Raw genomic sequence first — 21,920 nt, forward strand, 5'->3', positions numbered from 1 at the left:
AGTAGCACGAGTTTGTGAATAAAATGTGACGTTTTTTTTAATGTTAACTAATTCGGCAACAAAATCAACGGAATCATGAGATCGATCAGATGAAGTTGGGGCAGTGTGGTAAAATAGTGATACTGATTTTAAGATAAGACTGTCGGGTTCGGCGTGGGCGATAGCTTGACGAAATTCGACGAGAAGGAGCCTTGATAATGCTAAAAGTGTACAATACTCTCACACGACAAAAAGAAGATTTTCATCCCCTGAATGATGGGGTTGTTAACATGTATGTCTGTGGTCCAACGGTTTACAACTACATTCACATTGGTAATGCCCGAAGTGCAATTGCGTTTGATACGATTCGACGGTACTTCGAGTTTAGTGGTTATCAAGTTAATTACGTCTCAAATTTTACTGACGTGGACGATAAGATGATTAAGGCGGCACATGAACAGGGAATTACGGTTCCCGAACTAGCTGATAAGTATATTGCGGCTTTTATGGAGGATACAACAGCTGTTAATATTGAACCAGCAACAAAGCATCCCCGGGCAACCGAAAATATTCCAGAAATTATTACCTTTGTGTCTGATTTAATTGATAAAGGCTACGCCTACGCCGCCGCGGGCGACGTTTATTATCGGGCCCGTAAATTTAAGCACTATGGTGAGCTTTCAGACCAGTCAATTGATGATCTGGAAGTGGGCGCCAGTCAGCACGTTGATGAAGCAGAGTTTAATAAGAAGGAAGATCCAATTGATTTTGCGCTATGGAAGGCCGCTAAACCTGGTGAAATTAGTTGGGATTCGCCGTGGGGGCCGGGACGACCAGGCTGGCACATTGAGTGCTCGGTTATGTCAACCAAGTATCTCGGTGATACTTTTGATATTCATGGCGGGGGACAAGATCTTGCGTTTCCACATCACGAAAACGAAATTGCCCAAAGCGAAGCTAAAACGGGAAAGACATTTGCCCGCTATTGGATGCACAATGGCTTTGTGACCGTTGGTGACGACAACGAAAAGATGAGCAAGTCACTAGGAAACTTTGTAACCGTCCATGATATTATCAAAACCCTTGATCCTCAAATTTTACGATTTTTGATGGCCACTACCCAATACCGGCGGCCAATTCAGTATAGTCAAAAGAATATTACGGACGCGACCAACAACTTACAACGGATTCAGACCGCCTATGATAATTTAACGTATCGACAAAAAGATGCTCAGGCTGGCAGTGATGATCAAATTCATCAACAAGTTTTGGGCTTGGTTGCTGAATTTAAGCAGGCTATGGATGATGATTTTAATGCACAAAATGCAATTGCTGCCGTGTATGAGTTGGTTAAGGTAAGTAATGTCTACGCACAGCAAGCGACGGTTCAACAAGTATCGGTGACCGAATTACAGGAAACGATGGCACACTTAATGAGTGTATTTGGAATTATCCTTGAAACGGACCAGTCTTTGGATGATGACAAGATCAAGGCGTTAATTGAGCAGCGTAATCAAGCGCGGAAGGACCACGATTTTGCATTGAGTGATCAGATTCGAGACGATTTAAAGGCGCAAGGGATCGTCCTTGAAGATACGCCGCAAGGAACGCGTTATAGAAAGGAATAGCATGGCAGAAATGGATTTTAAGCAGGTTAATGGAATTGCCCTAGCATATCTAGGAGATGCTGCCTACGAGGTATATATACGACAGCATTTAATTGAACAGGGGCTGACAAAGCCCACTAAGTTACACCATTTGGCAACCCACTATGTGTCCGCGAAGGCTCAAGCAGCTTTGATCGCCTTAATGGAAGAAGATCAACTATTAACGGATGAAGAGTGGGAATACTACAAGCGGGGGCGCAATGCAAATAGTCATACCCACGCTAAGCACACGTCGGTCTTAACGTATCGCGTATCAACAGGGTTTGAAGCATTGATGGGGTACTTGAAGCTCAGTGAACAGACAGATCGGCTTGCCCAGTTGTCCCAGTGGTGTATTGAACAGGTTGAAGCAAGGAGAACGGAAAAAGATGAAACCAACAACTAACGAATCGACTGATTTTATTATGGGGCGTCACCCAGTCGTGGCGGCGCTGAAATCAGATCAAGAGATCAATAAAGCATTTATTCAAGAGGGCCTTAAATCAGACACAATTGGCGATATTATTAAATTGGCGAAGCAACGGGGGTTAGTGGTTTCAAGCGTTCCAAAGAGTAAACTCGATTTAATGACCAACCATCAAAACCATCAGGGAGTTGTCCTCGCTGTCGCAGCGTTCGAATATGCAACAATTGATGACCTATTTGATCGCGCGGCGGCAAAAGATGAAGCGCCATTTTTCCTGATTTTAGATGAATTGGAAGATCCACACAACTTGGGCTCGATTCTTCGAACGGCTGATGCCGCCGGGGTTCATGGGGTTATTATTCCAAAACGACGTGCCGTAGGATTGACTTCAGTTGTTGCGAAAACTTCAACGGGGGCGATCGAACATGTTCCCGTAGCACGGGTTACTAATTTAGTTCAGACTGCTAAGGAACTTCAAAAACGTGGCGTTTGGTTATTTGGAACCGATATGAACGGCACGGACTATCGGCATTGGGATGCAACGGGAGCTGTAGCCTTGGTGATCGGGAATGAAGGTAAGGGAATTTCAACACTAATGAAGAAAACGGTCGATGAAATGTTGACAATTCCAATGGTCGGGCATGTTCAAAGCTTAAATGCGAGTGTTGCTGCTAGTCTCTTAATTTATCAAGGATTCAATTCAAGACGACCATTATAAGTGCTAAGAGAGCAGGATTCGAATATGAATCTTGTTTTTTTGTGGCAATTTAGTTAATGTCCTCGATCTTTTAACCCTGGAAATGATGGCAGAATCATGAGCAACTGATCATTTTTCCCATATAATTTTTATAATGCTAATTATAACTTAATGATTGATCGACTTTTTTCGGTTTTATACCAATATAAACATATGTTTGCTTGATCTGTTCAGATTATCACGTATATTTGTAGAAAACAGCTAAGTAAAGCGTTTTACTTAGTCTTGGAAAGCGAGTTAAAAAATGACTAACCTTTTGGGAGAATATCTGACAGATGAGAAACTATTAGATGATATTAAGGCACACGTACCGGATAGCTTTAAAGTACTGTATGGTCGTTATTTACCACTTATTCGAAAGATGAAGCGACAATATTATTTTCAGGATGTCGATGATGAGGACTGGGAGCAAGAAGCTCGTGTTGTTATGTGGCGTACGATTCGAAGTTACAATAAATCACGAGGTGTTGCTTTTTGTTATTTTTTTAAATTGAATCTTCGTAATCATGCCTATGATCTAATCCGCCGTGAAAATGCCGCTAAACGCATTAAAGTCGATCAACGGATCAACATTGATCACGAATCATTTACAGATGAGCTGGCCGATCCTGGCAGTTGTCCACCTGATGATTGGACAATATGTCAGGAAAGTATTCATGAATTTCTATCGACGTGTTCAAAATTTGAACGACGAATTTTTGCTTTGATCCATCAAGGCTGTAATGCACAAGAAGTTGCAGATCAGCTAGAGTGTGATGTTAGAAAGGTCACGAGTGCACTTGATCGGTGTCGCAAGAAGCTTAACGAACTATTTGGATGATGCGATTTAGAATTTAATGACCATTCACAAGCGTTCAATTGACAAGCTGTTTTAATTCGTGATAAGATACTTAGGACTATGGGGGTGGAGTGTTGACACAAAAAAAGATCGCGTTAGCTTGTTCTGTTTGTGGGTCACGAAATTACACCATCGCCGCTAATTCGGATCGACAGAAACGCTTAGAAGTTAAAAAATTTTGCAAACACTGTCAAAAGTATACGTTGCATCAGGAGACTAGGTAGCATTAGGAGGTTGTCTCATGCATTTATTTCGGTTTTTTAAAAATGTTGGCAAGGAAATGAAGTTAGTCGTTTGGCCAACTGCACGTGAAAATCGTCGTGATACCACGATTGTTCTTTCGTTGACAATTTTCTTCATCTTATTTTTTGCGTTATTTGACTGGCTAATCGAGGCCGGGTTACTCGCTTTTGTTAGATAATCGTAGTCAAATGAACTAAAGTTTGATATACTGATTTTGTTGGAACTTCGTTTGCGCGAGGTTTTTTTATTTTGATGAAATTAAAGGTAAAAGCTTAGGAGATTTAATCGTGGAATCAACTGAAAAACAATGGTACGTTTTACATACGTATTCTGGTTATGAAAATCGGGTTAAGAGTAACTTAGAATCACGGGCCCAATCAATGGGAATGGAAGACTTCATTTTTCGAGTAGTCGTTCCGGAAGAAGAGGTTCGTGAGGTTAAAGATGGTAAAGCTAAGGATAAGATTGAAAAGACTTTCCCTGGCTACGTTTTAGTTGAAATGGTCATGACGGATCAGGCTTGGTATATCGTACGGAACACACCAGGTGTTACTGGATTCGTTGGGTCCCATGGTGGAGGCTCAAAACCAACACCATTGTTACCAGACGAAGTCGAACTGGTTTTGCGTCGATTAGGTATGAGTGCGCGTCATGAGGATCTCGACGTTGAAGTTGGCGAAACTGTTAAGATCGTTGAAGGGGCTTTTGCTGATTTAACTGGTAAGATTACCGAAATTGATAATGAAAAGATGAAGTTGAAGGTTAACATCGAAATGTTTGGCCGTGAGACTTCCACTGAGTTAGATTTCGACCAGGTTGACAAATTAGTTTAATAATATTTGCATGGAGTCTTGTCTCCATGCTTTTTTTATGATACTATTTCAAGGTATGTCATCGACATATACGTGGGAGGAGCAAATCTAAGGCTCCATCATTACCACAACACGGACTTAAGGAGGTTTTGTCTCGTGGCAAAAAAAGTAGCTAATGTTGTTAAGTTACAAATTCCTGCCGGTAAGGCAACCCCAGCACCGCCGGTTGGACCAGCGCTGGGTCAAGCAGGAATTAATATTATGGGATTCACAAAGGAATTCAATGCACGTACTGCCGATCAAGCAGGTATGCTTATTCCAGTTGTGATCAGTGTATATGAAGATCGTTCATTCGATTTCATTACTAAGACCCCACCTGCTTCAGTACTATTAAAGAAGGCCGCTGGTGTTGAACACGGTTCTGGCGAACCTAACACTAAGAAAGTTGCCACAGTTACATCGGCACAAGTGGAAGAAATCGCTAAAACTAAGATGCAAGATCTAAACGCAGCTAATGTTGAATCAGCTATGCGCATGATTGAAGGTACTGCACGTAGTATGGGCTTCGTTGTCGAAGGCTAATTAACGTAGCGGTCGGGTACTTCATAAAAGTGAATGTACCAAGTGGGAGGTAACTCCGTTCGACCACATTTGCAAGGAGGAAAACACAGATGGCTCAAAAAAGAGGTAAAAAATACCAAGATGCTGCTAAGAAAGTTGATGCTGAAAAGTTATACAGCGTTGACGAAGCAGTTAGCTTGGTAAAAGAAATTGATTTCGCAAAGTTTGATGCAACTCTTGAAATTGCATTTAACCTAAACGTTGATACAAAGCAGGCTGACCAACAATTACGTGGTGCCGTTGTTTTACCAAATGGTACTGGTAAGGAACAAACTGTGATTGTATTTGCCAAAGGCGACAAGGCTAAGGACGCGCAAGCTGCCGGTGCCGATGTTGTTGGCGACGATGATTTGGTTGCTCGGATTCAAGACGGTTGGCTAGATTTCGACGTTGCAATTGCAACGCCTGATATGATGGCACAAGTTGGTCGTTTAGGCCGTGTCTTGGGACCTAAGGGCTTAATGCCAAACCCTAAGACTGGTACGGTTACAATGGATGTTACAAAAGCCGTTTCTGAATCAAAAGCTGGTAAGGTTACTTACCGGACTGATCGTGACGGTAACGTTCATGTACCTGCTGGTAAAGTATCATTTGATGATGCTAAGTTAGTTGAAAACTTGAAGACCATTGAAGAAATTGTTGCTAAGGCTCGTCCTGCAGCGGTTCGTGGAACATACATCAAGCATGTTTCATTGGCATCAACATTTGGCCCAAGTATCAACCTTGATTTAGCTTCGTTCTAAATCTTGACTTTTCTCGTCAGACTGTTATACTGTTTTAGTTCAATTAAATATTCACCTAAGACTCAGGTGGCGCTTGCGCCTCAAATAACCTGCCGAGGAAGTTAAATTTTTTCTCTATGTCTTGGTGGACATAGGGATTTTTTTATGAGAAATCCTATCTTACAAATAATATAGGAGGTGTATATCTGTGAGTGAAGCAACAATTGCTACAAAAGCACAATTAGTATCAGAAACTGCAGAACGTTTCAAGAATGCTGAATCAGCAATCGTAGTTGACTACCGTGGATTGACTGTTGAACAAGTAACCAATCTACGTGCCGAATTACGTGAAGCCGGTGTTTCAATGTCTGTTATCAAAAACAAGGTGTTGACACGGGCTGCTGAAGCTGCTGGTTATGGTGAAATGAATGACGTCTTTAATGGTCCTTCAGCCGTGGCCTTCTCTGACGAAGACCCAATCGCCCCAGCTAAGATCTTGAAGAAGTATGCAGATCAATTCGATGCTCTTGAAATCAAGGGTGGTTTCTTGGAAAAGAAAATCGCTGACCTTGACAAGATTAACGAATTTGCTACATTACCAAGTCGCGAAGACTTACTCTCAATGTTGTTATCAACATTGCAAGCACCAGTTCGCAACGTTGCTTATGCCATTAACGCTGTTATTGACAAAGAAAACGACGAACCAGCTGCTTAATATTTAAACAAACAGTTAAACCAACTATTGGAGGAAAATAAAATGGCTTTTGATAAAGATTCAATCATCGCTTCATTAAAAGAAGCTTCAATCTCAGACCTTAGCGACCTTGTTAAGGCAATCGAAGAAGAATTCGACGTTTCAGCTGCTGCTCCAGTTGCAGCTGCAGGTGCTGCAGGTGCCGACGGTGCTGCTGCTAAGGATTCATTCACTGTTGAATTAACTTCAGCAGGTAGCGCAAAGGTTAAGGCTATCAAGGCAGTTCGTGAAATCACTGGCTTGGGTCTTAAGGATGCTAAGGGTCTTGTTGACAACGCTCCTTCATCTATCAAGGAAGACGTTAAGGAAGACGAAGCTAACGAAATCAAGGCTAAGCTTGAAGAAGCTGGCGCAAGTGTTACAATCAAGTAATTTCGTCAGTTTAAAAAACTGTTTTGGATCATTACGATCCAAAACAGTTTTTTTATTGTCTGAAAGGTAAAAAAAGACAGGCTTCTTAATTGAAGTCTGTCTTTTTTAGACTAGCTATTGTAAATTAATCGTTTGGATCACTAATCGTGTAATCACTATCTTCCATGGCTTCAACTTCGCCAAGCCGATAGCCGTTACCAACTTGGGAGAAGAAATCATGATTGGCCGTAGATGTCGAAATACCGTTCATGACGATCGGATTGACGTCGGCTGAGGTATCGGGGAAGAGTGGATCTTGACCAAGGTTCATGAGCGCTTTATTGGCGTTATACCGGATGAAGGTGAGAACCTCTTCCGTCCAGCCCACTTGGTCGTATAGAATATGAGTGTATTTTTCTTCGTTATCATACAGTTCGTATAAGAAGTTGTACATCCAATCCTTCATATCTTGCTGTTTCTTTTCGCTTAATTGCTTCATACCAACCTGGAATTTATACCCAATATAGGTTCCGTGCACAGATTCGTCGCGTAAGATCAGCTTAATGATTTCGGCAACGTTGTTTAGCTTGTTATGGCCAAGATAATAGAGAGGGGTGAAGAAGCCGGAGTAGAAGAGGAACGTCTCTAAGAAGACGTTAGCGACCTTTTTCTTGAGTGGATCAACTTCATTGTCCATATACATTCCGGCAATTTTAACCGCCTTATTTTGAAGGTATTCTTCTGAGTCGGACCACTGAAAAATTTCATCAATTTCGTCGGGAGTATTCAAGGTTGAGAAAATAGTTGAATAACTCTTGGCATGAACAGATTCCATGAATTGAATGTTGTTCAATACTGCCGTTTCGTGGGGTGTTTGAACGTTTTGCCGAAGAGCAGCCATTCCTTGTTCGGATTGAACGGTATCCAATAGGGTTAAACCACCAAAAACATGGCCGACTAACCATTGATGATCGGTATCAAGTGTTCGCCAATCACCTAAATCGTTGGAAACTGGGATCCGTGTGTCTAACCAAAATTGTTCTGTCAGCTTTTCCCAAGTCGCCTTATCAATGGCGTCCGAAACTTGGTTCCAGTTAATTGCTTTATAATTTTTTGCCATGGTGTCTTCCTCTCTTTAACTTAGATAACGCAGCTTTCGCATTGGTTGGCACCAATTTCATCCTGGTCATCTGTAAAGGTTCTAATATAATAAATGGATTTTATACCCTTATTATAGGCGTAATGACGAAGAATGTTGAGGTCTCTAGTCGTCATTTTGTTAGTTCGACCGTCTTTCCATTCGTAGAGTCCTTCGGGGATTGTTGAACGCATAAAGAGTGTTAAACTCAATGACTGATCAACGTGCTCTTGAGCTGCAGCATAGATATTGATTACTTTACGCATATCGATATCATAGGCTGATTGGTAGTATGGAATTGTGTCGTTTGATAGGTATGGTGCTGGATAGTAAATTTTACCAATTTTCTTTTCTTGACGTTCTTCAATTCGATTGATGATTGGATGTAAGCTTGAAGTTGTATCATTGATATAGGAAATTGAGCCATTTGGTGCCACAGCCAACCGGTTTTGATTATAAAGACCGTCTTTCATAACGTTGTCCTTTAAGGTAGCCCAATCTGCCGCCGTTGGAATAAAGATACCATCGAAGAGGGTCTTAACCTTATCTGATTGTGGTCCAAAATCGGTTGTCAGATACTTATCGAAGTACGATCCATTGGCGTAATCACTCTTGTCAAAGTTGTGGAAAGTTTCTTGGCGTTCACGGGCAATATCATTAGAAGCTTTGAGCGTCCAGTAGTTTAAGAGCATGAAGTAAACTCCGGTAAATTCAACGGCTTCCTTTGAACCATAGGTCATGTGGTTCTTGGCGAAGTAGCTGTGTAAGCCCATGGCCCCTAATCCGATCGAGTGTGACAGATGATTCCCATTTTGAATGGTTGGAACGACGTCGATGTTAGAGGTATCGGTTACGAAGGTGAGGGCACGGACCATTGCTTCAATTGAGTGACCAAAGTCTGGAGAAGCCATCTGGTTAACGATGTTGGTCGAGCCTAAGTTACAGCTAACGTCAATTCCCATCTGTTGGTAATGCTGTTCATTATCGACGGTGGCGGGCGTTTGAACCTGCATAATTTCGGAACAGAGGTTACTCATCACGATTTTACCATCGATAGGATTATCCCGGTTGGCAGTGTCAATATTAACGATGTACGGGTAGCCAGATTCCTGTTGTAACTTGCTAATTTCATCTTCCAACTCACGAGCGTTAATTTTTTGCTTGTGAATTTGATCGTTGGCTACCATATTATCGTATTCCGCAGTGATATCGACATATGAGAATGGTGTATGGTATTCACGTTCAACATCGTAAGGACTGAAGAGGTACATGTCTTCATTTTTTTGAGTTAGTTCATAGAATTTATCAGGAACTGTTACGCCAAGTGATAGGGTTTTAAGCCGAATCTTTTCATCAGCGTTTTCCTTCTTAGCCGACAAGAATTGAATAATGTCGGGATGGAAGACACTCAGGTAAACCACACCAGCACCTTGTCGCTGACCAAGCTGGTTAGAGTAAGAAAAACTATCCTCTAACAATTTCATGACGGGAACGACGCCACTAGCTGCACCTTCGATTCCCTTAATGGGGTCACCAGCACCACGTAAATTGCTGAGATTGATACCCACTCCTCCACCAATTCGGGATAGTTGGAGCGCGGAGTTAATGGTCCGGCCAATCGTATTCATGTCGTCAGTTGATTGAATTAAAAAACAGCTAACGAGTTCGCCACGACGTTTACGGCCGGCATTTAAGAATGAAGGGGTTGCGGGTTGATAGCGTTGATGAATGATTTCGTTTGCTAAATCTAAGGCGAGTTGTTCGTTGCCGTTAGCAAAGTAAAGGGCATTCATCGCCACACGGTCAATGAAGTTTTCAAGGTAAAATTCATTATCGTCGGTTTTGAGGGCGTATTGCGCATAGAATTTATAAGCAGCCATAAATGACTTGAAGTGAAAATCTTGATCTTTAAGGTACTGATATAGTTTTTCGATAAAACTAAAGTCGTATTGTTCAATGAATTCGCGCTCAATATAGTTATGTGCGATTAAAAAGTCGAATCGTTCTTGTAACGTTGCAAACTTTTTGGTATTTGGTTGGACGTTTTCTTGAATGAAGGCGGCCAGTGCTTCTTGATCTTTGTTCAACGGGATTTGGTTATCAACGGGAATGTTGATTTCGTTGTTGAGATCGTAATAGGTAACCTTACCCAAATTTTTTAATGACAAATTTTTCACTCACTTTCTTAAACGATGATTCCTGACAAAATAAGAAGGGCTGAGCACAAATTGGATTTGTCTCAGCCCCAAGCAATTACATTGCTAGTTTTCTCAAAACATCCGGACGGAAACCAGAAAATGCATGTCCATCGGCTAATTTGATAACAGGAGTTGCTTGAAACCCTTCCTGCTTTAGGCCGTCAATGTATTCAGGTTGTTCATCGATGTTGTGTTCCACGAAGTCGACATTGTGTTCCGTTAAGAAACGCTTTGTCATTTTGCATTGAATGCAGTTGTTTTTTGAAAATACAGTTATCTTTCCCATGTGATTCACCTTCACTTACTTTGATTACTGACTATTAGTATACAGCGCCAAATAAAAAAATCAATGCTGAAGGCACACTATCTTGTGGTGTCTTTAACATTGACTACTATATATTGTGATAAGACGGCTTTTTGTAATTGCCAAGTTTTTTTATTTTTTTTCTTTCCGTAATACGATATGATGGAACTACTAGGAAATGGAGATAAATCAATTGAACAATCATTATTATACACAAAATCCAGATGTTTTACACGACAAAAAAACGTGGTCCTTTGAATTACTGAATCAATCATTTCAGTTTGTGACTGATAACGGTGTTTTTTCAAAACACACAGTTGATTTTGGTAGTCGAACAATGATTGAATGCTTCGAGACTGATCAATTACCTAAGGGTAAGATCCTTGATTTAGGATGTGGTTATGGGCCAATCGGCCTAGCACTTGCTAAGAAGTATTCGAATCGAAATGTTGATATGGTAGATGTTAACGAACTTGCGATGGCACTGGCACGCGAAAATGCGGGATTAAATCAGATTGAAAATGTTCAAATTTTTGCATCCGATGGATACGAGCATGTGACGGATCAGTACGCTGCAATCGTCACGAACCCACCGGTACGAGCAGGGAAATCAGTTGTTGACCGGTTTATTACCAGTGCTAATGATCACTTGATTAATAACGGCACGTTATGGGTTGTACTACAAAAAAAGCAGGGTGCACCGTCCGCAAAGAAGTTAATGACGCAAACTTTTGGTAATTGCGAAGTCGTACAACGAAATAAAGGCTACTATATTTTGAAAAGCGTAAAGGAAATAGATAGTTAATGCTAACAGAACAACAAAAGCGGACGTTCATGATTGCGGCGATTGAAGAAGCCAAGATGGCCAAAACGGTTGGTGAAGTGCCAATCGGCGCGGTGGTGGTCCATGATGGTCAAATCATCGGACGGGGCCATAACATGCGTGAACGATTCCAGGATGTGACCTACCATGCTGAAATGTTAGCCATTACGGAAGCGTGTGAGGCGTTGCATAGCTGGCGGTTGGAAGACTGTCAGTTATTTGTGACGTTGGAGCCTTGCATGATGTGTAGTGGCGCAATTGTTAATGCCCGTCTTGAGGCGGTCTACTATGCTGCCAAAGATCCCAAGGCAGGGACGGTTGATAGTTTGTATCATTTATTAAACGATGACCGATTTAATCATCAGGTTCGAGTTGAATCAGGGTTAATGGAAGAGGCGTGCAGCCAGTTACTTAAACAGTTTTTTCGGGCAATTCGTCAAAAAAGAAGAGCTGCCAAAAGATTGTCGAAGTGATGACTAGCTTTTTCAAAACAAATATAGTATGATAGTTATTGCCGCAAGGCCTTAAGGCAAGGTTATGCTTACGAATTGTGTCAGGTCCGGAAGGAAGCAGCACTAAGTTTGATGTAGCTTGTGCCTTAAGTTTTATTGTTAATAACGGGATCGGGACAATCACAGATTGTTGCCGGTCCTTTTTCATAGCTTAGTTTTTAATTCAGAGTTGTTCAAAAATGTGATAATATTAAATGCATATTGAATTTAAATGGGTAATATTACGAATAATAGACGTTATTAAAAAGGAGTAATCACATGAGTTATCAGGCCCTATATCGCGTGTGGCGGCCACAGCGTTTTGATGAAATTGTGGGACAGGGTGTTATCACGACCACACTCAAAAACGCATTGATGACCCACCAAACGAGTCATGCATACCTGTTTACCGGTCCACGGGGAACGGGTAAAACGTCAGCTGCTAAAATATTTGCGAAAGCAATTAACTGTCATCATCTTAAAGATGGTGAACCATGTAATGAATGTGAATCCTGTCGTGAAATTACTGCGGGGCAAATGAACGATGTTATTGAAATTGATGCTGCGTCCAATAATGGTGTCGAAGAGATTCGTGATATTCGGGATAAGGCCAAGTACGCGCCAACTCAGGCAGATTACAAAGTCTATATTATTGATGAAGTTCACATGCTCTCGACGGGGGCTTTTAATGCCCTTTTAAAAACTTTGGAAGAGCCACCGGCTAACGTGGTCTTTATTTTGGCGACAACGGAACCCCATAAAATTCCGTTGACGATCATTTCACGAACTCAACGATTCGATTTTCGCCGAATTTCTGCTGATGATAGTTTTCAGCGGATGAAATTCATTTTGGGTGAAAAGCAGGTCGAGTATGATGAACAGGCACTTTGGGTGATTGCAAATGCGGCAGAGGGTGGAATGCGTGACGCCCTAAGTATCTTGGATCAGGTATTATCATTTAGTGATAATGAAGTGACGTTAGATAATGCGCTACTCGTAACCGGTAGTGTGACGAAAGACTTGCTGCAAAAATACTTCACCCAAATCAACCAACATGAAAGTGCGGCGGCGTTGGAAACAATGCAGGCCATCTTGGATGAAGGTAAGGATGGACAACGCTTTATTGAAGATTTGATTTCATTTGCGCGTGATTTACTTCTTTATCAAGAAGCACCCGAAATGGTTGATCTGACAAGCACGGGGATGAGTAAAGCACAATTTGAAACCTTGACAAAGTTGGCCAGTCCCGAAAAAATTTACCTGATGATTGATCAATTGAATGATATTCAACAGGAAATGCGCTTTACGACCCATCCGGACGTTTACCTCGAAGTGTTGACGGTCAAATTAGCGCAACTGACCGGTGAAACGGTCAGTGCCCAAACGGCGACGCCCGTGGTTGCGCCAACTGAACCTACGCCGGATGTGACTGCGTTACAGCAACAAGTTCAAGAGCTACAAAAAGTTGTTAAGCAACTGCAACAGGGACCAGCAACTGGGCGTAACGAGACGACGGAACGAAAGCCAAAGAAAAAGGCTACTACCCGTCAGGTTCAGGTTAACCTGACTAAGGTTTATCCAATCTTGGAGGCGGCAACGAAGGACGATTTGGTCAATCTTCGTGATCTGTGGGATGACATGTTGAACATGCTATCTGTGCCTCAGCGAGCATTGCTGCATGTTTCGCAACCGGTAGCAGCAAGTCACGACGGGGTGATTGTGGCCTTTGAATATAGTTTGCTATATCAAAAGGCAGCCGATGATCAGTCACTTGAAGATGATATGGAAGCAGACTTGAATCGATTGAGTGGGTCGGAACGGACCGTTGTGTTTGTTCCCAAGGAGCAATGGCCAACGATTCGTCGTGATTTTATCGATCAACATCACTTGGGTGACCATTCTGACGCTGCAAAAGAAGACCAATTAAAAAGAAATGATGAAGACGATGACAATCCCGGCACAGAAGAACCGATCGATGATAAAATGGTAGATGAAGCAAAGAAGTTTTTCGGTGATGACCTGGTAGAAGTTAAAGACGACTAATAAAAAGTAAAGGTGGAAATTAATTATGATGCGTGGTATGGGAAATATGCAACAAATGATGAAGCAGGCACAAAAGATGCAAAAACAGATGATGGCGGAACAAGAAACTTTGAACGCCCAAGAATTTGTGGGGGTTGCACCAGACGATATGGTTAAAGCAACATTTACAGGTGATAAGAAGTTGAAAGATTTAACAATCAACCCAGAAGCTGTTGATCCGGATGATGTTGATATGCTACAGGATTTAGTATTGGCTGCTGTTAATGATGGCCTATCAAAGATCGACAATGCAACACAGCAAACGATGGGAAAGTACACTAAAGGCGTTCCAGGAATGTAGAAGAAGGTAGTTAGATGCAGTATCCAGAACCAATTGCACAATTGATTGATAGTTATATGAAATTACCAGGGATTGGTGCCAAAACAGCTGCCCGACTAGCTTTTTATACGGTTAGTATGGATAGTGATGATGTGACCAATTTTGCTAAATCATTATTAGCCGCGAAACGTGATCTGCATTTTTGTAGTATTTGTGGCAATTTGACGGAAGAAGATCCTTGCTCAATTTGTCGCGACAAGCAGCGCGACCAGAGTACGATTTTAGTGGTTGAAGAGTCCAAAGACGTTATCTCAATGGAAAAAATGAAGGAATACCACGGCCTTTATCATGTGTTACATGGGGTGCTATCGCCAATTGAAGGAACGGGCCCAGAAGATATTAATATTTCATCTTTGCTGACGCGTTTGCAAACTAACGATGAAGTCAAAGAAGTTATTGTGGCCACTAATGCCTCAACTGAGGGTGAAGCAACCGCGATGTACCTTTCACGGCTGATCAAACCAGCGGGGATTAAAGTGACGCGGTTGGCCCATGGCTTGGCGGTCGGTGCCGATATTGATTATGCCGATGAAATGACATTATATAAGGCCGTTGAAGGACGTACAGAGATCTAGGGAGATAACGGATGTTTAAAAAGCGGGCACGAAAAGTAAAAGAAACTTACGATCAACAGTTATTAGATTTAATCTATGCGGTGAAGGCCGACTGGGATCATGCGAAAGAAACACAACTGGCGGTTTACGAAAGTGATGTCAATACTGAACTTGTGATGCAAACTAAGTTACAGGAACAAAAGTTTTTGTACCTGTTTCGTGAAGCACGCCGGCGACAGGTGCATGGTCAGTTGGAACGAAATATATCTGTTAAACAGTAATGTAGTTGGGAGAATAACATGGCAGGGAAGTTTATTTCATTTGAAGGCCCCGATGGCGCCGGCAAAACGAGTGTGATCAAAATTTTAGGTGATGAGTTGCAAGCCAAGTTAGGCAACCAACTGATGCTAACGAGGGAACCGGGTGGTAATTCGATTTCAGAGGCTATTCGGCAGATCATCTTGGATCCTAAAAACACCCAAATGGATGCGAGAACTGAAGCCCTGTTATATGCCGCAGCACGTCGACAACACTTAGTGGAACAGATTATTCCAGCGCTTGATCGAGGCCAAGTGGTGTTATGTGATCGATATGTTGACAGCTCAATCGCATATCAAGGCGCAGGTCGAGAAATTGGCGAACGAGAGGTTTGGAATATGAACCAGTTTGCGATTGATGGACTAGAACCAGACTTAACCATCTACTTGGATATTAAGTCGGAAGAAGGCATTCGCCGGATTATGGAACACCGGACGGGGGAGATCAACCGCCTCGATGTGGAACAACTTGAATTTCATCAACGGGTAAGGCAGTCATATTTGCATCTACAACGGGCTTATCCGCAACGAATTAAGCTGATTGATGCCAGTCAACCATTAGACGTTGTAATCTCGATGGTGAAAAAAACAATCTTGCAAAAATATCCGAACCTGTTTTAATTAAGTCAAACGTTGGGAGTGATAAGTGATGAAAATGATCATTGCAATTGTCCAGGATAAGGACAGTAACGTATTAAGTAACGCGTTTATTGAGGCTAATATTCGTGCAACGAAGTTATCGAGTACCGGCGGCTTTTTACGGTCTGGAAATACGACGTTTTTAGTTGGTGTCGACGATGAACGGGTTGAAGAAGTCTTGGATATTATCAAAACGACATCACATTCACGTGGTCAATTTATGACCCCTCAAGTGGGAATGGATGCGTCAATGGATGCATCGGCTTCATATCCGGTCGAGGTTCAGGTTGGTGGCGCAACGGTGTTTGTCTTGCCAGTTGAACAATTTCATCAATTTTAGAGTGTGATCGAGATGACAAGTACGCAAGAAGAACATGAAGTGACGTTGCAACAACCAATTGTGGCGCGATTTAAGGCGGCGATCGGTCAACAAGAATTAGCGCATGCTTATCTGCTAGTGGGACCATCTGGTGCGGGGAAAACACAGTTAGCCCAATGGGTGGCAATGCGTCTTTTTTGTCTGCATGTGGATGATCACGGGAATCCAGATGGGACCTGTGAAGAGTGCCAACGGATCAAACACCGAATTCATCCGGATGTGATTATGGTTGCACCGGATGGTCGACAGATTAAAGTAGATCAAATTCGGTTTTTGAAATCAGAATTCAGTAAAAGTGCCGTGGAAGGTAATCAAAAAGTGTTTATCGTCCAAGAAGCCGATAAAATGACAACTAGTGCTGCTAATAGCTTGCTGAAGTTTTTAGAAGAGCCAACCAGTAGTTTTGTGGCGTTCTTAATCACCACAAACAAAGGGGCGATTTTACCGACGGTTCAATCGCGAACGCAGGTGATTGAATTTCCACCACTGCCGCTAGCGGAGTTTAAACAGCTGTTGGCAGCTAACGGTATTGATCGTGAAGTGATTGATGTCGCGAGTGGATTGACTAATTCGCTTGAGATGGTCCAGCAGTGGATGGAAAATGATTGGTTAAAGCAGGCTCAGACTGCAGTTTTGGACTGGTATCGGCTGGTTGCAATTGGTGATATGCGGGCGTTCATTGCCGTTGGTCAGCAAATTATGCCGGTTGCCGATAACCGGGATCACCAGCAAACAATTCTGGACATGTTGATGTTGGTATGGCGGGACACAATGATGTCGGTGAACCAAAACACCGAGCGTGTGAGTTTCAAAATGGCGGCGCGAACCATTGAGCAAATCGGGCAGAAGTATTCGGGTGCTGTCATTACGGGAGCCGCCCAGCTGACGTTGCAGACCAGACGAGCGCTTGATCAAAATATTGGGTTTCAGAATATTGTAGAAGAACTAACGATTAAAATCATTAATGAACTTAGTGGTGGTTCGGAGGTGTGAAATGAGTGAAAAGTTAGATAAGAGTCAGATCTATGATCATTTTGAACGGGTTACCCGACAAACAAAGGATTTGTTGGATAGAATGGAACAGTTGCAGCTTCAGATTACGGAAGTTCTGGAGGAAAATGCGGAACTTTCAATTGAAAACGAACATCTACACGAAATTATCACTGAAAGTCACCAAGAATCAGAATCTAATGAACTTTCGACTTCCCGGCAAAACCTGCAAAAGTTGTACGAACAGGGATTTCATGTGTGCAACGAATACTATGGTAAACGGTTGGATCACCATGAATCGTGCACGTTTTGCTTGGATGCAATCTTTGGTCGCCGTGGTAATTAGCCGTTTCGGAGGAAAATATGCAGTCACAGAAAAGCTTTGAAAAAACAGCCACGGGTTGTCTGTACTTGGTGCCAACCCCGATTGGCAACTTGGGTGACATGACCTACCGGGCCGTTGAAACGTTAAAACAAGTTGATTTAATTGCGTCGGAAGATACGCGCAACACGCAAAAACTATTGAATCATTTTGAAATTGAGACAAAACAAATTAGTTTTCACGAACATAATACTGCGCAACGGATTCCACAACTCATCGAGAAAATGCAAGCTGGTACCACGATTGCTCAGGTGAGTGATGCTGGAATGCCGTCAATTTCCGATCCCGGCAAGGAATTAGTGGCGGCTTGTGTGGCCGCCCAAATTGCCGTTGTGCCACTGCCAGGGGCTAATGCTGGCTTGACCGGCTTAATCGCATCGGGATTAGTGCCACAGCCGTTTTACTTTTATGGCTTTTTAGATCGTAAGAATAGTTTGCAAGTCGATGAGTTGCAAGCCCTAAAGCAGCATCAAGAGACGATGATTTTTTACGAGGCACCGCATCGGTTGAAAAAAACAATTAGTAATATGGCGAGCGTTTTTGGTGATGACCATCAAGTTGTTTTGGCTCGTGAACTAACGAAGAAATACGAAGAATTTATTCGGGGGACGCTTGGTGAGATCAAACAATGGACGCAGGATACCCAAATTCGTGGTGAATTTGTCATCATGGTGGCCGGTTTCGATCAGGTTTTATCAGCTAGTCCGGAGATCGCGTTGCCGATCAATGAACAGATTGATCGACTGATTGAAGCCGGGAAGCCTGTGAATGCTGCGATTAAAGAAGTGGCGAAACAAAATGGCCTGAATCGGCAGGACGTTTATCGAGACTACCATGAACTATAAGGGGTGAAAAAATGGTCTTAAAGGACAACGAGTTTGAAATGCAGCACCAAATTACATACTACGAGTGTGACCCAAAGGGCTATTTGACCCTCGGAATGCTGATTAACTTGGCCGTATTGGCATCTGGTTCGCAGTCGGAAGCGCTTGAAATTGGTGAGGCGGCCGTGAAAGAAGTTGGTGGTGGCTGGGTGATCACTAGCTATGATATTTTTGTTGACCATTTTCCAAAGATTGGAGAGCAGGTCCTACTGGGGACCCGTGCAACGTCGTACAATAAGTATTTTGCGTTTCGTGAATTTTGGGTTAAGGATCTGGCGGGTAATGAGTTGGCCCACATTAATGGGGTGTTTGTCTTCATGGATATGGCCACCCGAAAGATGGTTAGAATTCCGGATGAAGTCATTTATCCGTATCATTCGGCACCCGTAAAACGCATTCCCCGGTTGCATCGACCGGATGAGATTCAGACTGAAGAAGCGGTGACGCAAAAGCAGTACCAAGTACGCTACTTTGATATTGATGCGAATCTGCACGTTAATAATGCCCACTATTTCGATTGGATGTTGGATGCGCTGGATGCTGATTTCTTGAAGACCCATACGCTAACCAAAATGTCGATTAAATATGAGCGTGAAGTGCGTTATGGTGATCTAGTAACCAGTCAGGTTACGCCGGCGATAAGCAGTGATCAGGGACAAGTCATGACTAAACATCAAATCCTCGTCAATCAAGAATTGCACGCTCAAGCAAATTGTTGGTGGAATGAAAACGCATAACTTGCTTTTTGTGGTACACTGGTGTTATCAATTGGTTGGAGGGATAGTATGTCAATTTTAGTAGCAGGCGGGGCTGGTTATATTGGTTCTCATATGGTTGCTCGCTTAGTTGAACAAGGACAAGACGTTGTCGTAGTAGATAATTTATCAACGGGGCACAGAAAGGCAATTAACGCACAGGCTAAGTTTTATGAAGGTGATGTGCGTGATCGAAAATTTCTAGATTCAGTATTTGATAGTGAAGACATTGATGCAGTTGTTCATTTTGCAGCATTTTCTATCGTACCAGAATCAATGGAAAAACCACTTAAGTATTTTGATAACAATACGGGTGGTATGATTACCTTACTTGAAGCCATGCATGATCATGATGTGAAGAAGATTGTCTTCTCATCAACTGCTGCCACATATGGTGTGCCAGAATCAATTCCAATCAAGGAAACTGATCCACAGGAACCAATTAACCCATACGGGGAAAGTAAGTTACTAATGGAAAAAATGATGCATTGGGCGGATGTCGCCTATGGCATTCGCTTTGTTGCATTGCGTTACTTTAACGTTGCTGGGGCTAAGCCGGATGGAACGATTGGTGAAGATCATGGTCCTGAAACACACCTTGTTCCTATTATCATGCAAGTAGCTCAAGGAAAGCGCGATGAGTTAAGCATTTTCGGCGATGATTATGATACGCCGGATGGGACTAATGTACGTGATTACGTTCATGTGATGGATTTGGCAGATGCTCATATCCTTGCTTTGAAGTATCTTGCTGAAGGAAACGACAGTCGGGCATTTAATCTCGGTTCGTCAACTGGTTTTTCAAATAAGCAGATGTTAGAAGCAGCGCGTGAAGTGACTGGTCAACCAATTCCAGCAAAATTAGCACCACGGCGTCCCGGTGATCCGGATTCGTTGGTAGCTGAAAGTAAGAACGCCCGTGAAATTCTTGGCTGGAAACCACAATTTGACGACGTTCACGATATTATTAAGACCGCTTGGCAATGGCATTCAACCCATCCAAACGGCTATGACGATCGACAGGCATAATATAATTCAACAAGTCGTTTCGAATTAAAAAAATTCGGACGGCTTTTTTAGTTTCGGGAAACGGATTAAAATATTGATTGCGTCGGTGATTGTGTTAATATGAATACTGGCTCGAAATAGAACGGATAAATAATGATAGACCTGAGTTGAAGGGACGAGAAACATGAAAATTTTAGCAATTGATACCTCAAATCATCCGCTAAGCATCGCAATTACGGATGATGATCAATTGATCGCGACAACCACGCTCAATTTGACCAAAAATCATAGTATCTATGTGATGCCCACTATTGAAAAATTGGTGGCTATTGCGGGATGGCAACCAGCTGATCTAGATCGGATTGTAGTTGCTAAGGGTCCCGGATCCTATACCGGTGTTCGGATTGCGGTCACGACGGCTAAAACACTTGCTGATACGTTGCAGATTGATTTAGTTGGTGTTTCGAGTTTGAAGGTTATTGGTGCTCATGTAGCGCAATTACAGGCAGGCCGCCCAACCATTGTGATTTTCAATGCTCGTCGAAATAATGTGTTTGCGGCTGGATATCAGGCACAACAAGGTCAAATGAACGAGTGGCTGGCACAACAACATATGAGCTTTGAAGACCTGTTACAATTGGTCGAAGAACGCCAAGAAGCAGTTTCAATGGTTGGGGAGTTCGATGCACAATTTGATGAACAGGTTGCACAATCGCCCGCCCATTCACTCATTACGCGATTACCAGCGAACTACGCGATTCCTTCAGCGTATGATTTGGCCATCTTGGGGCGTAGCGCCCAGCCGGTAACACAACTTGATGAGTTTGTTCCGGACTATCTTAGAATTACGGAAGCGGAAGCCAATTGGCAAAAAAAGCACCCAGGAGAGTTAAAACAATCATATGTTCGAGAAGTTTAAGCAGTGGTTTTTAAACAATCAGCGGCAACAACAGCGCCAAAAAATTGCAGATGTCATGCGGTTTAAAAATGCGGTAGAAAAGATTAATGGAGAGACATACTTTATTGCCCACGCGCAGATTACGGATATTCCCGAAATTTTACAGGTTGAGCAACAGGTCTACGGTGCGACGCCTTGGAATGAAAGTGCCTTTAGTCAGGAGATTCGCCGAACCAAGGATCGGTTGTATTTGGTCGTACGTAAAAATGACCGTCTGGTGGCTTTTGCGGGGTGCTCGTTTAGCTATACTAAAAATGAAGCTCATATTACCAATATTGCAGTAGTTCCGGAATTCCAAAGTCACGGAATTGGTCGTTTCTTAATCCGTAAGATGATGCGTAAGGCGGTGCTACTCGATATGGAAGTAATGAGCTTAGAAGTCCGAATCAGTAACGTTGATGCACAACGACTCTACAAAAAAATGGGCTTTTTACCTGGAAAGGTTAAAAAGAATTACTATTTTGGTGACCGTGAGGATGCATTAGATATGCAACTTAATTTAAACTACTTGAAGGGAAATGAATAAAG

The 21,920-nt window shown here is 42.5% G+C and carries 29 protein-coding genes, 1 other RNA gene and 1 other annotated feature; of the genes, 27 read left to right on the forward strand and 3 right to left on the reverse strand.

The features are described 5' to 3' along the window. Positions 1–197: 197 nt before the first annotated feature. The 11 genes from cysS to rplL all read left to right on the forward strand — a co-directional run bounded on the left by cysS (position 198) and on the right by rplL (position 7,171). Positions 198–1,607: a cysteine--tRNA ligase gene (gene cysS, locus FC26_RS10725; RefSeq protein WP_057780471.1), complete on the forward strand. Its 1,410-nt coding sequence runs from the start codon at positions 198–200 to the stop codon at positions 1,605–1,607. A gap of 1 nt (position 1,608) precedes the next feature. Then, entirely contained in the window at positions 1,609–2,031 is a 423-nt protein-coding gene (locus tag FC26_RS10730) for a Mini-ribonuclease 3 (RefSeq protein WP_057780473.1), read from the forward strand. Then, entirely contained in the window at positions 2,015–2,770 is a 756-nt protein-coding gene (rlmB, locus tag FC26_RS10735) for a 23S rRNA (guanosine(2251)-2'-O)-methyltransferase RlmB (protein ID WP_057780475.1), read from the forward strand. Before FC26_RS10730 ends, rlmB begins: the two co-directional genes overlap by 17 nt. Before the next feature lie 283 nt (positions 2,771–3,053). Next, the gene (locus tag FC26_RS10740) at positions 3,054–3,629 is read left to right on the forward strand and encodes a sigma-70 family RNA polymerase sigma factor (protein ID WP_057780477.1); all 576 of its coding nucleotides are present in this window, start codon (positions 3,054–3,056) and stop codon (positions 3,627–3,629) included. Between the two features lie 92 nt (positions 3,630–3,721). Further along, the gene (gene rpmG / locus FC26_RS12605) at positions 3,722–3,871 is read left to right on the forward strand and encodes a 50S ribosomal protein L33 (RefSeq protein WP_083483843.1); all 150 of its coding nucleotides are present in this window, start codon (positions 3,722–3,724) and stop codon (positions 3,869–3,871) included. A gap of 17 nt (positions 3,872–3,888) precedes the next feature. Continuing rightward, on the forward strand, positions 3,889–4,068 hold the full coding sequence (secE, locus tag FC26_RS10745; RefSeq protein WP_057780479.1) for a preprotein translocase subunit SecE: 180 nt from the start codon (positions 3,889–3,891) through the stop codon (positions 4,066–4,068). A 106-nt stretch (positions 4,069–4,174) separates the two neighbouring features. Further along, positions 4,175–4,723 carry a transcription termination/antitermination protein NusG gene (gene nusG / locus FC26_RS10750; RefSeq protein ID WP_057780482.1) on the forward strand — a complete coding sequence of 183 codons (549 nt, stop codon included), beginning with the start codon at positions 4,175–4,177 and terminating at the stop codon, positions 4,721–4,723. Between the two features lie 135 nt (positions 4,724–4,858). After that, positions 4,859–5,284, forward strand: coding sequence for a 50S ribosomal protein L11 (rplK, locus tag FC26_RS10755; RefSeq protein ID WP_057780483.1), 426 nt, complete (start codon positions 4,859–4,861; stop codon positions 5,282–5,284). Positions 5,285–5,373: 89 nt separating this feature from the next. Continuing rightward, positions 5,374–6,066, forward strand: coding sequence for a 50S ribosomal protein L1 (rplA, locus tag FC26_RS10760; protein WP_057780485.1), 693 nt, complete (start codon positions 5,374–5,376; stop codon positions 6,064–6,066). Between the two features lie 36 nt (positions 6,067–6,102). Then, positions 6,103–6,218: a sequence feature (ribosomal protein L10 leader region), on the forward strand. Between the two features lie 35 nt (positions 6,219–6,253). Continuing rightward, a complete protein-coding gene (rplJ, locus tag FC26_RS10765) occupies positions 6,254–6,760 on the forward strand; it encodes a 50S ribosomal protein L10 (RefSeq protein WP_057780487.1) in 507 nt (168 codons plus the stop codon). Positions 6,761–6,802: 42 nt separating this feature from the next. Then, positions 6,803–7,171 (forward strand): 50S ribosomal protein L7/L12, encoded by a 369-nt coding sequence (gene rplL / locus FC26_RS10770; RefSeq protein WP_057780489.1) that lies wholly within the window; start codon positions 6,803–6,805, stop codon positions 7,169–7,171. Positions 7,172–7,295: 124 nt separating this feature from the next. Here rplL and nrdF read toward each other — a convergent pair whose 3' ends face one another. The 3 genes from nrdF to nrdH form a co-directional block, all read right to left on the reverse strand. Then, a complete protein-coding gene (gene nrdF, locus FC26_RS10775; protein WP_057780491.1) occupies positions 7,296–8,270 on the reverse strand; it encodes a class 1b ribonucleoside-diphosphate reductase subunit beta in 975 nt (324 codons plus the stop codon). Between the two features lie 20 nt (positions 8,271–8,290). Beyond that, positions 8,291–10,456, reverse strand: coding sequence for a class 1b ribonucleoside-diphosphate reductase subunit alpha (gene nrdE / locus FC26_RS10780; RefSeq protein WP_057780493.1), 2,166 nt, complete (start codon positions 10,454–10,456; stop codon positions 8,291–8,293). An 85-nt stretch (positions 10,457–10,541) separates the two neighbouring features. Then, positions 10,542–10,772: a glutaredoxin-like protein NrdH gene (nrdH, locus tag FC26_RS10785; RefSeq protein ID WP_057780495.1), complete on the reverse strand. Its 231-nt coding sequence runs from the start codon at positions 10,770–10,772 to the stop codon at positions 10,542–10,544. 211 nt (positions 10,773–10,983) lie between these two features. Between nrdH and FC26_RS10790 the strand changes: the two genes are divergently transcribed. The 16 genes from FC26_RS10790 to rimI all read left to right on the forward strand — a co-directional run bounded on the left by FC26_RS10790 (position 10,984) and on the right by rimI (position 21,918). Further along, positions 10,984–11,595, forward strand: coding sequence for a class I SAM-dependent methyltransferase (locus tag FC26_RS10790; protein ID WP_057780497.1), 612 nt, complete (start codon positions 10,984–10,986; stop codon positions 11,593–11,595). Then, on the forward strand, positions 11,595–12,086 hold the full coding sequence (tadA, locus tag FC26_RS10795) for a tRNA adenosine(34) deaminase TadA (RefSeq protein ID WP_057780499.1): 492 nt from the start codon (positions 11,595–11,597) through the stop codon (positions 12,084–12,086). The genes FC26_RS10790 and tadA overlap by 1 nt, the downstream gene beginning before the upstream one ends. Positions 12,087–12,128: 42 nt before the next feature. Beyond that, an RNA gene (gene ffs / locus FC26_RS12610) (signal recognition particle sRNA small type) lies at positions 12,129–12,226 on the forward strand. 157 nt (positions 12,227–12,383) lie between these two features. Further along, the gene (gene dnaX, locus FC26_RS10800; protein ID WP_057780502.1) at positions 12,384–14,147 is read left to right on the forward strand and encodes a DNA polymerase III subunit gamma/tau; all 1,764 of its coding nucleotides are present in this window, start codon (positions 12,384–12,386) and stop codon (positions 14,145–14,147) included. Positions 14,148–14,172: 25 nt separating this feature from the next. Beyond that, positions 14,173–14,487, forward strand: a complete 315-nt coding sequence (locus tag FC26_RS10805) for a YbaB/EbfC family nucleoid-associated protein (RefSeq protein WP_057780504.1) — start codon at positions 14,173–14,175, stop codon at positions 14,485–14,487. Positions 14,488–14,501: 14 nt separating this feature from the next. Next, positions 14,502–15,101 carry a recombination mediator RecR gene (gene recR, locus FC26_RS10810; RefSeq protein WP_057780506.1) on the forward strand — a complete coding sequence of 200 codons (600 nt, stop codon included), beginning with the start codon at positions 14,502–14,504 and terminating at the stop codon, positions 15,099–15,101. 11 nt (positions 15,102–15,112) lie between these two features. Continuing rightward, a complete protein-coding gene (locus FC26_RS10815) occupies positions 15,113–15,361 on the forward strand; it encodes a YaaL family protein (RefSeq protein WP_057780508.1) in 249 nt (82 codons plus the stop codon). Positions 15,362–15,379: 18 nt separating this feature from the next. Next, entirely contained in the window at positions 15,380–16,018 is a 639-nt protein-coding gene (gene tmk / locus FC26_RS10820) for a dTMP kinase (RefSeq protein ID WP_057780511.1), read from the forward strand. A gap of 28 nt (positions 16,019–16,046) precedes the next feature. After that, the gene (locus FC26_RS10825; protein ID WP_057780512.1) at positions 16,047–16,376 is read left to right on the forward strand and encodes a cyclic-di-AMP receptor; all 330 of its coding nucleotides are present in this window, start codon (positions 16,047–16,049) and stop codon (positions 16,374–16,376) included. Positions 16,377–16,388: 12 nt separating this feature from the next. Further along, positions 16,389–17,408 (forward strand): DNA polymerase III subunit delta', encoded by a 1,020-nt coding sequence (gene holB / locus FC26_RS10830; protein ID WP_057780514.1) that lies wholly within the window; start codon positions 16,389–16,391, stop codon positions 17,406–17,408. 1 nt (position 17,409) lies between these two features. After that, positions 17,410–17,751 (forward strand): DNA replication initiation control protein YabA, encoded by a 342-nt coding sequence (locus tag FC26_RS10835; protein WP_057780517.1) that lies wholly within the window; start codon positions 17,410–17,412, stop codon positions 17,749–17,751. Between the two features lie 17 nt (positions 17,752–17,768). Next, entirely contained in the window at positions 17,769–18,632 is an 864-nt protein-coding gene (gene rsmI, locus FC26_RS10840) for a 16S rRNA (cytidine(1402)-2'-O)-methyltransferase (protein WP_057780519.1), read from the forward strand. An 11-nt stretch (positions 18,633–18,643) separates the two neighbouring features. Next, positions 18,644–19,408, forward strand: a complete 765-nt coding sequence (locus FC26_RS10845; RefSeq protein WP_057780521.1) for an acyl-[acyl-carrier-protein] thioesterase — start codon at positions 18,644–18,646, stop codon at positions 19,406–19,408. A 48-nt stretch (positions 19,409–19,456) separates the two neighbouring features. Further along, positions 19,457–20,455, forward strand: coding sequence for a UDP-glucose 4-epimerase GalE (gene galE, locus FC26_RS10850; protein WP_057780523.1), 999 nt, complete (start codon positions 19,457–19,459; stop codon positions 20,453–20,455). A 163-nt stretch (positions 20,456–20,618) separates the two neighbouring features. Then, positions 20,619–21,353 carry a tRNA (adenosine(37)-N6)-threonylcarbamoyltransferase complex dimerization subunit type 1 TsaB gene (gene tsaB / locus FC26_RS10855; protein WP_057780525.1) on the forward strand — a complete coding sequence of 245 codons (735 nt, stop codon included), beginning with the start codon at positions 20,619–20,621 and terminating at the stop codon, positions 21,351–21,353. Continuing rightward, positions 21,337–21,918, forward strand: a complete 582-nt coding sequence (gene rimI, locus FC26_RS10860; protein ID WP_057780527.1) for a ribosomal protein S18-alanine N-acetyltransferase — start codon at positions 21,337–21,339, stop codon at positions 21,916–21,918. Before tsaB ends, rimI begins: the two co-directional genes overlap by 17 nt. Positions 21,919–21,920 lie beyond the last annotated feature (2 nt).

This window comes from Paucilactobacillus vaccinostercus DSM 20634 (genome assembly GCF_001436295.1).
Classification (GTDB): domain Bacteria; phylum Bacillota; class Bacilli; order Lactobacillales; family Lactobacillaceae; genus Paucilactobacillus; species Paucilactobacillus vaccinostercus.

What these genes read in the sequence shown, in the direction of transcription:
- cysS (WP_057780471.1), top strand. Translation starts at nt 198, where the DNA reads ATGCTAAAAGTGTACAATACTCTCACACGACAAAAAGAAGATTTTCAT.
- FC26_RS10730 (WP_057780473.1), top strand. Translation starts at nt 1,609, where the DNA reads ATGGCAGAAATGGATTTTAAGCAGGTTAATGGAATTGCCCTAGCATAT.
- rlmB (WP_057780475.1), top strand. Translation starts at nt 2,015, where the DNA reads ATGAAACCAACAACTAACGAATCGACTGATTTTATTATGGGGCGTCAC.
- FC26_RS10740 (WP_057780477.1), top strand. Translation starts at nt 3,054, where the DNA reads ATGACTAACCTTTTGGGAGAATATCTGACAGATGAGAAACTATTAGAT.
- secE (WP_057780479.1), top strand. Translation starts at nt 3,889, where the DNA reads ATGCATTTATTTCGGTTTTTTAAAAATGTTGGCAAGGAAATGAAGTTA.
- rplA (WP_057780485.1), top strand. Translation starts at nt 5,374, where the DNA reads ATGGCTCAAAAAAGAGGTAAAAAATACCAAGATGCTGCTAAGAAAGTT.
- rplL (WP_057780489.1), top strand. Translation starts at nt 6,803, where the DNA reads ATGGCTTTTGATAAAGATTCAATCATCGCTTCATTAAAAGAAGCTTCA.
- nrdF (WP_057780491.1), bottom strand. Translation starts at nt 8,270, where the DNA reads ATGGCAAAAAATTATAAAGCAATTAACTGGAACCAAGTTTCGGACGCC.
- nrdH (WP_057780495.1), bottom strand. Translation starts at nt 10,772, where the DNA reads ATGGGAAAGATAACTGTATTTTCAAAAAACAACTGCATTCAATGCAAA.
- tadA (WP_057780499.1), top strand. Translation starts at nt 11,595, where the DNA reads ATGCTAACAGAACAACAAAAGCGGACGTTCATGATTGCGGCGATTGAA.
- dnaX (WP_057780502.1), top strand. Translation starts at nt 12,384, where the DNA reads ATGAGTTATCAGGCCCTATATCGCGTGTGGCGGCCACAGCGTTTTGAT.
- FC26_RS10805 (WP_057780504.1), top strand. Translation starts at nt 14,173, where the DNA reads ATGATGCGTGGTATGGGAAATATGCAACAAATGATGAAGCAGGCACAA.
- recR (WP_057780506.1), top strand. Translation starts at nt 14,502, where the DNA reads ATGCAGTATCCAGAACCAATTGCACAATTGATTGATAGTTATATGAAA.
- FC26_RS10815 (WP_057780508.1), top strand. Translation starts at nt 15,113, where the DNA reads ATGTTTAAAAAGCGGGCACGAAAAGTAAAAGAAACTTACGATCAACAG.
- tmk (WP_057780511.1), top strand. Translation starts at nt 15,380, where the DNA reads ATGGCAGGGAAGTTTATTTCATTTGAAGGCCCCGATGGCGCCGGCAAA.
- FC26_RS10825 (WP_057780512.1), top strand. Translation starts at nt 16,047, where the DNA reads ATGAAAATGATCATTGCAATTGTCCAGGATAAGGACAGTAACGTATTA.
- holB (WP_057780514.1), top strand. Translation starts at nt 16,389, where the DNA reads ATGACAAGTACGCAAGAAGAACATGAAGTGACGTTGCAACAACCAATT.
- FC26_RS10835 (WP_057780517.1), top strand. Translation starts at nt 17,410, where the DNA reads ATGAGTGAAAAGTTAGATAAGAGTCAGATCTATGATCATTTTGAACGG.
- rsmI (WP_057780519.1), top strand. Translation starts at nt 17,769, where the DNA reads ATGCAGTCACAGAAAAGCTTTGAAAAAACAGCCACGGGTTGTCTGTAC.
- FC26_RS10845 (WP_057780521.1), top strand. Translation starts at nt 18,644, where the DNA reads ATGGTCTTAAAGGACAACGAGTTTGAAATGCAGCACCAAATTACATAC.
- galE (WP_057780523.1), top strand. Translation starts at nt 19,457, where the DNA reads ATGTCAATTTTAGTAGCAGGCGGGGCTGGTTATATTGGTTCTCATATG.
- tsaB (WP_057780525.1), top strand. Translation starts at nt 20,619, where the DNA reads ATGAAAATTTTAGCAATTGATACCTCAAATCATCCGCTAAGCATCGCA.
- rimI (WP_057780527.1), top strand. Translation starts at nt 21,337, where the DNA reads ATGTTCGAGAAGTTTAAGCAGTGGTTTTTAAACAATCAGCGGCAACAA.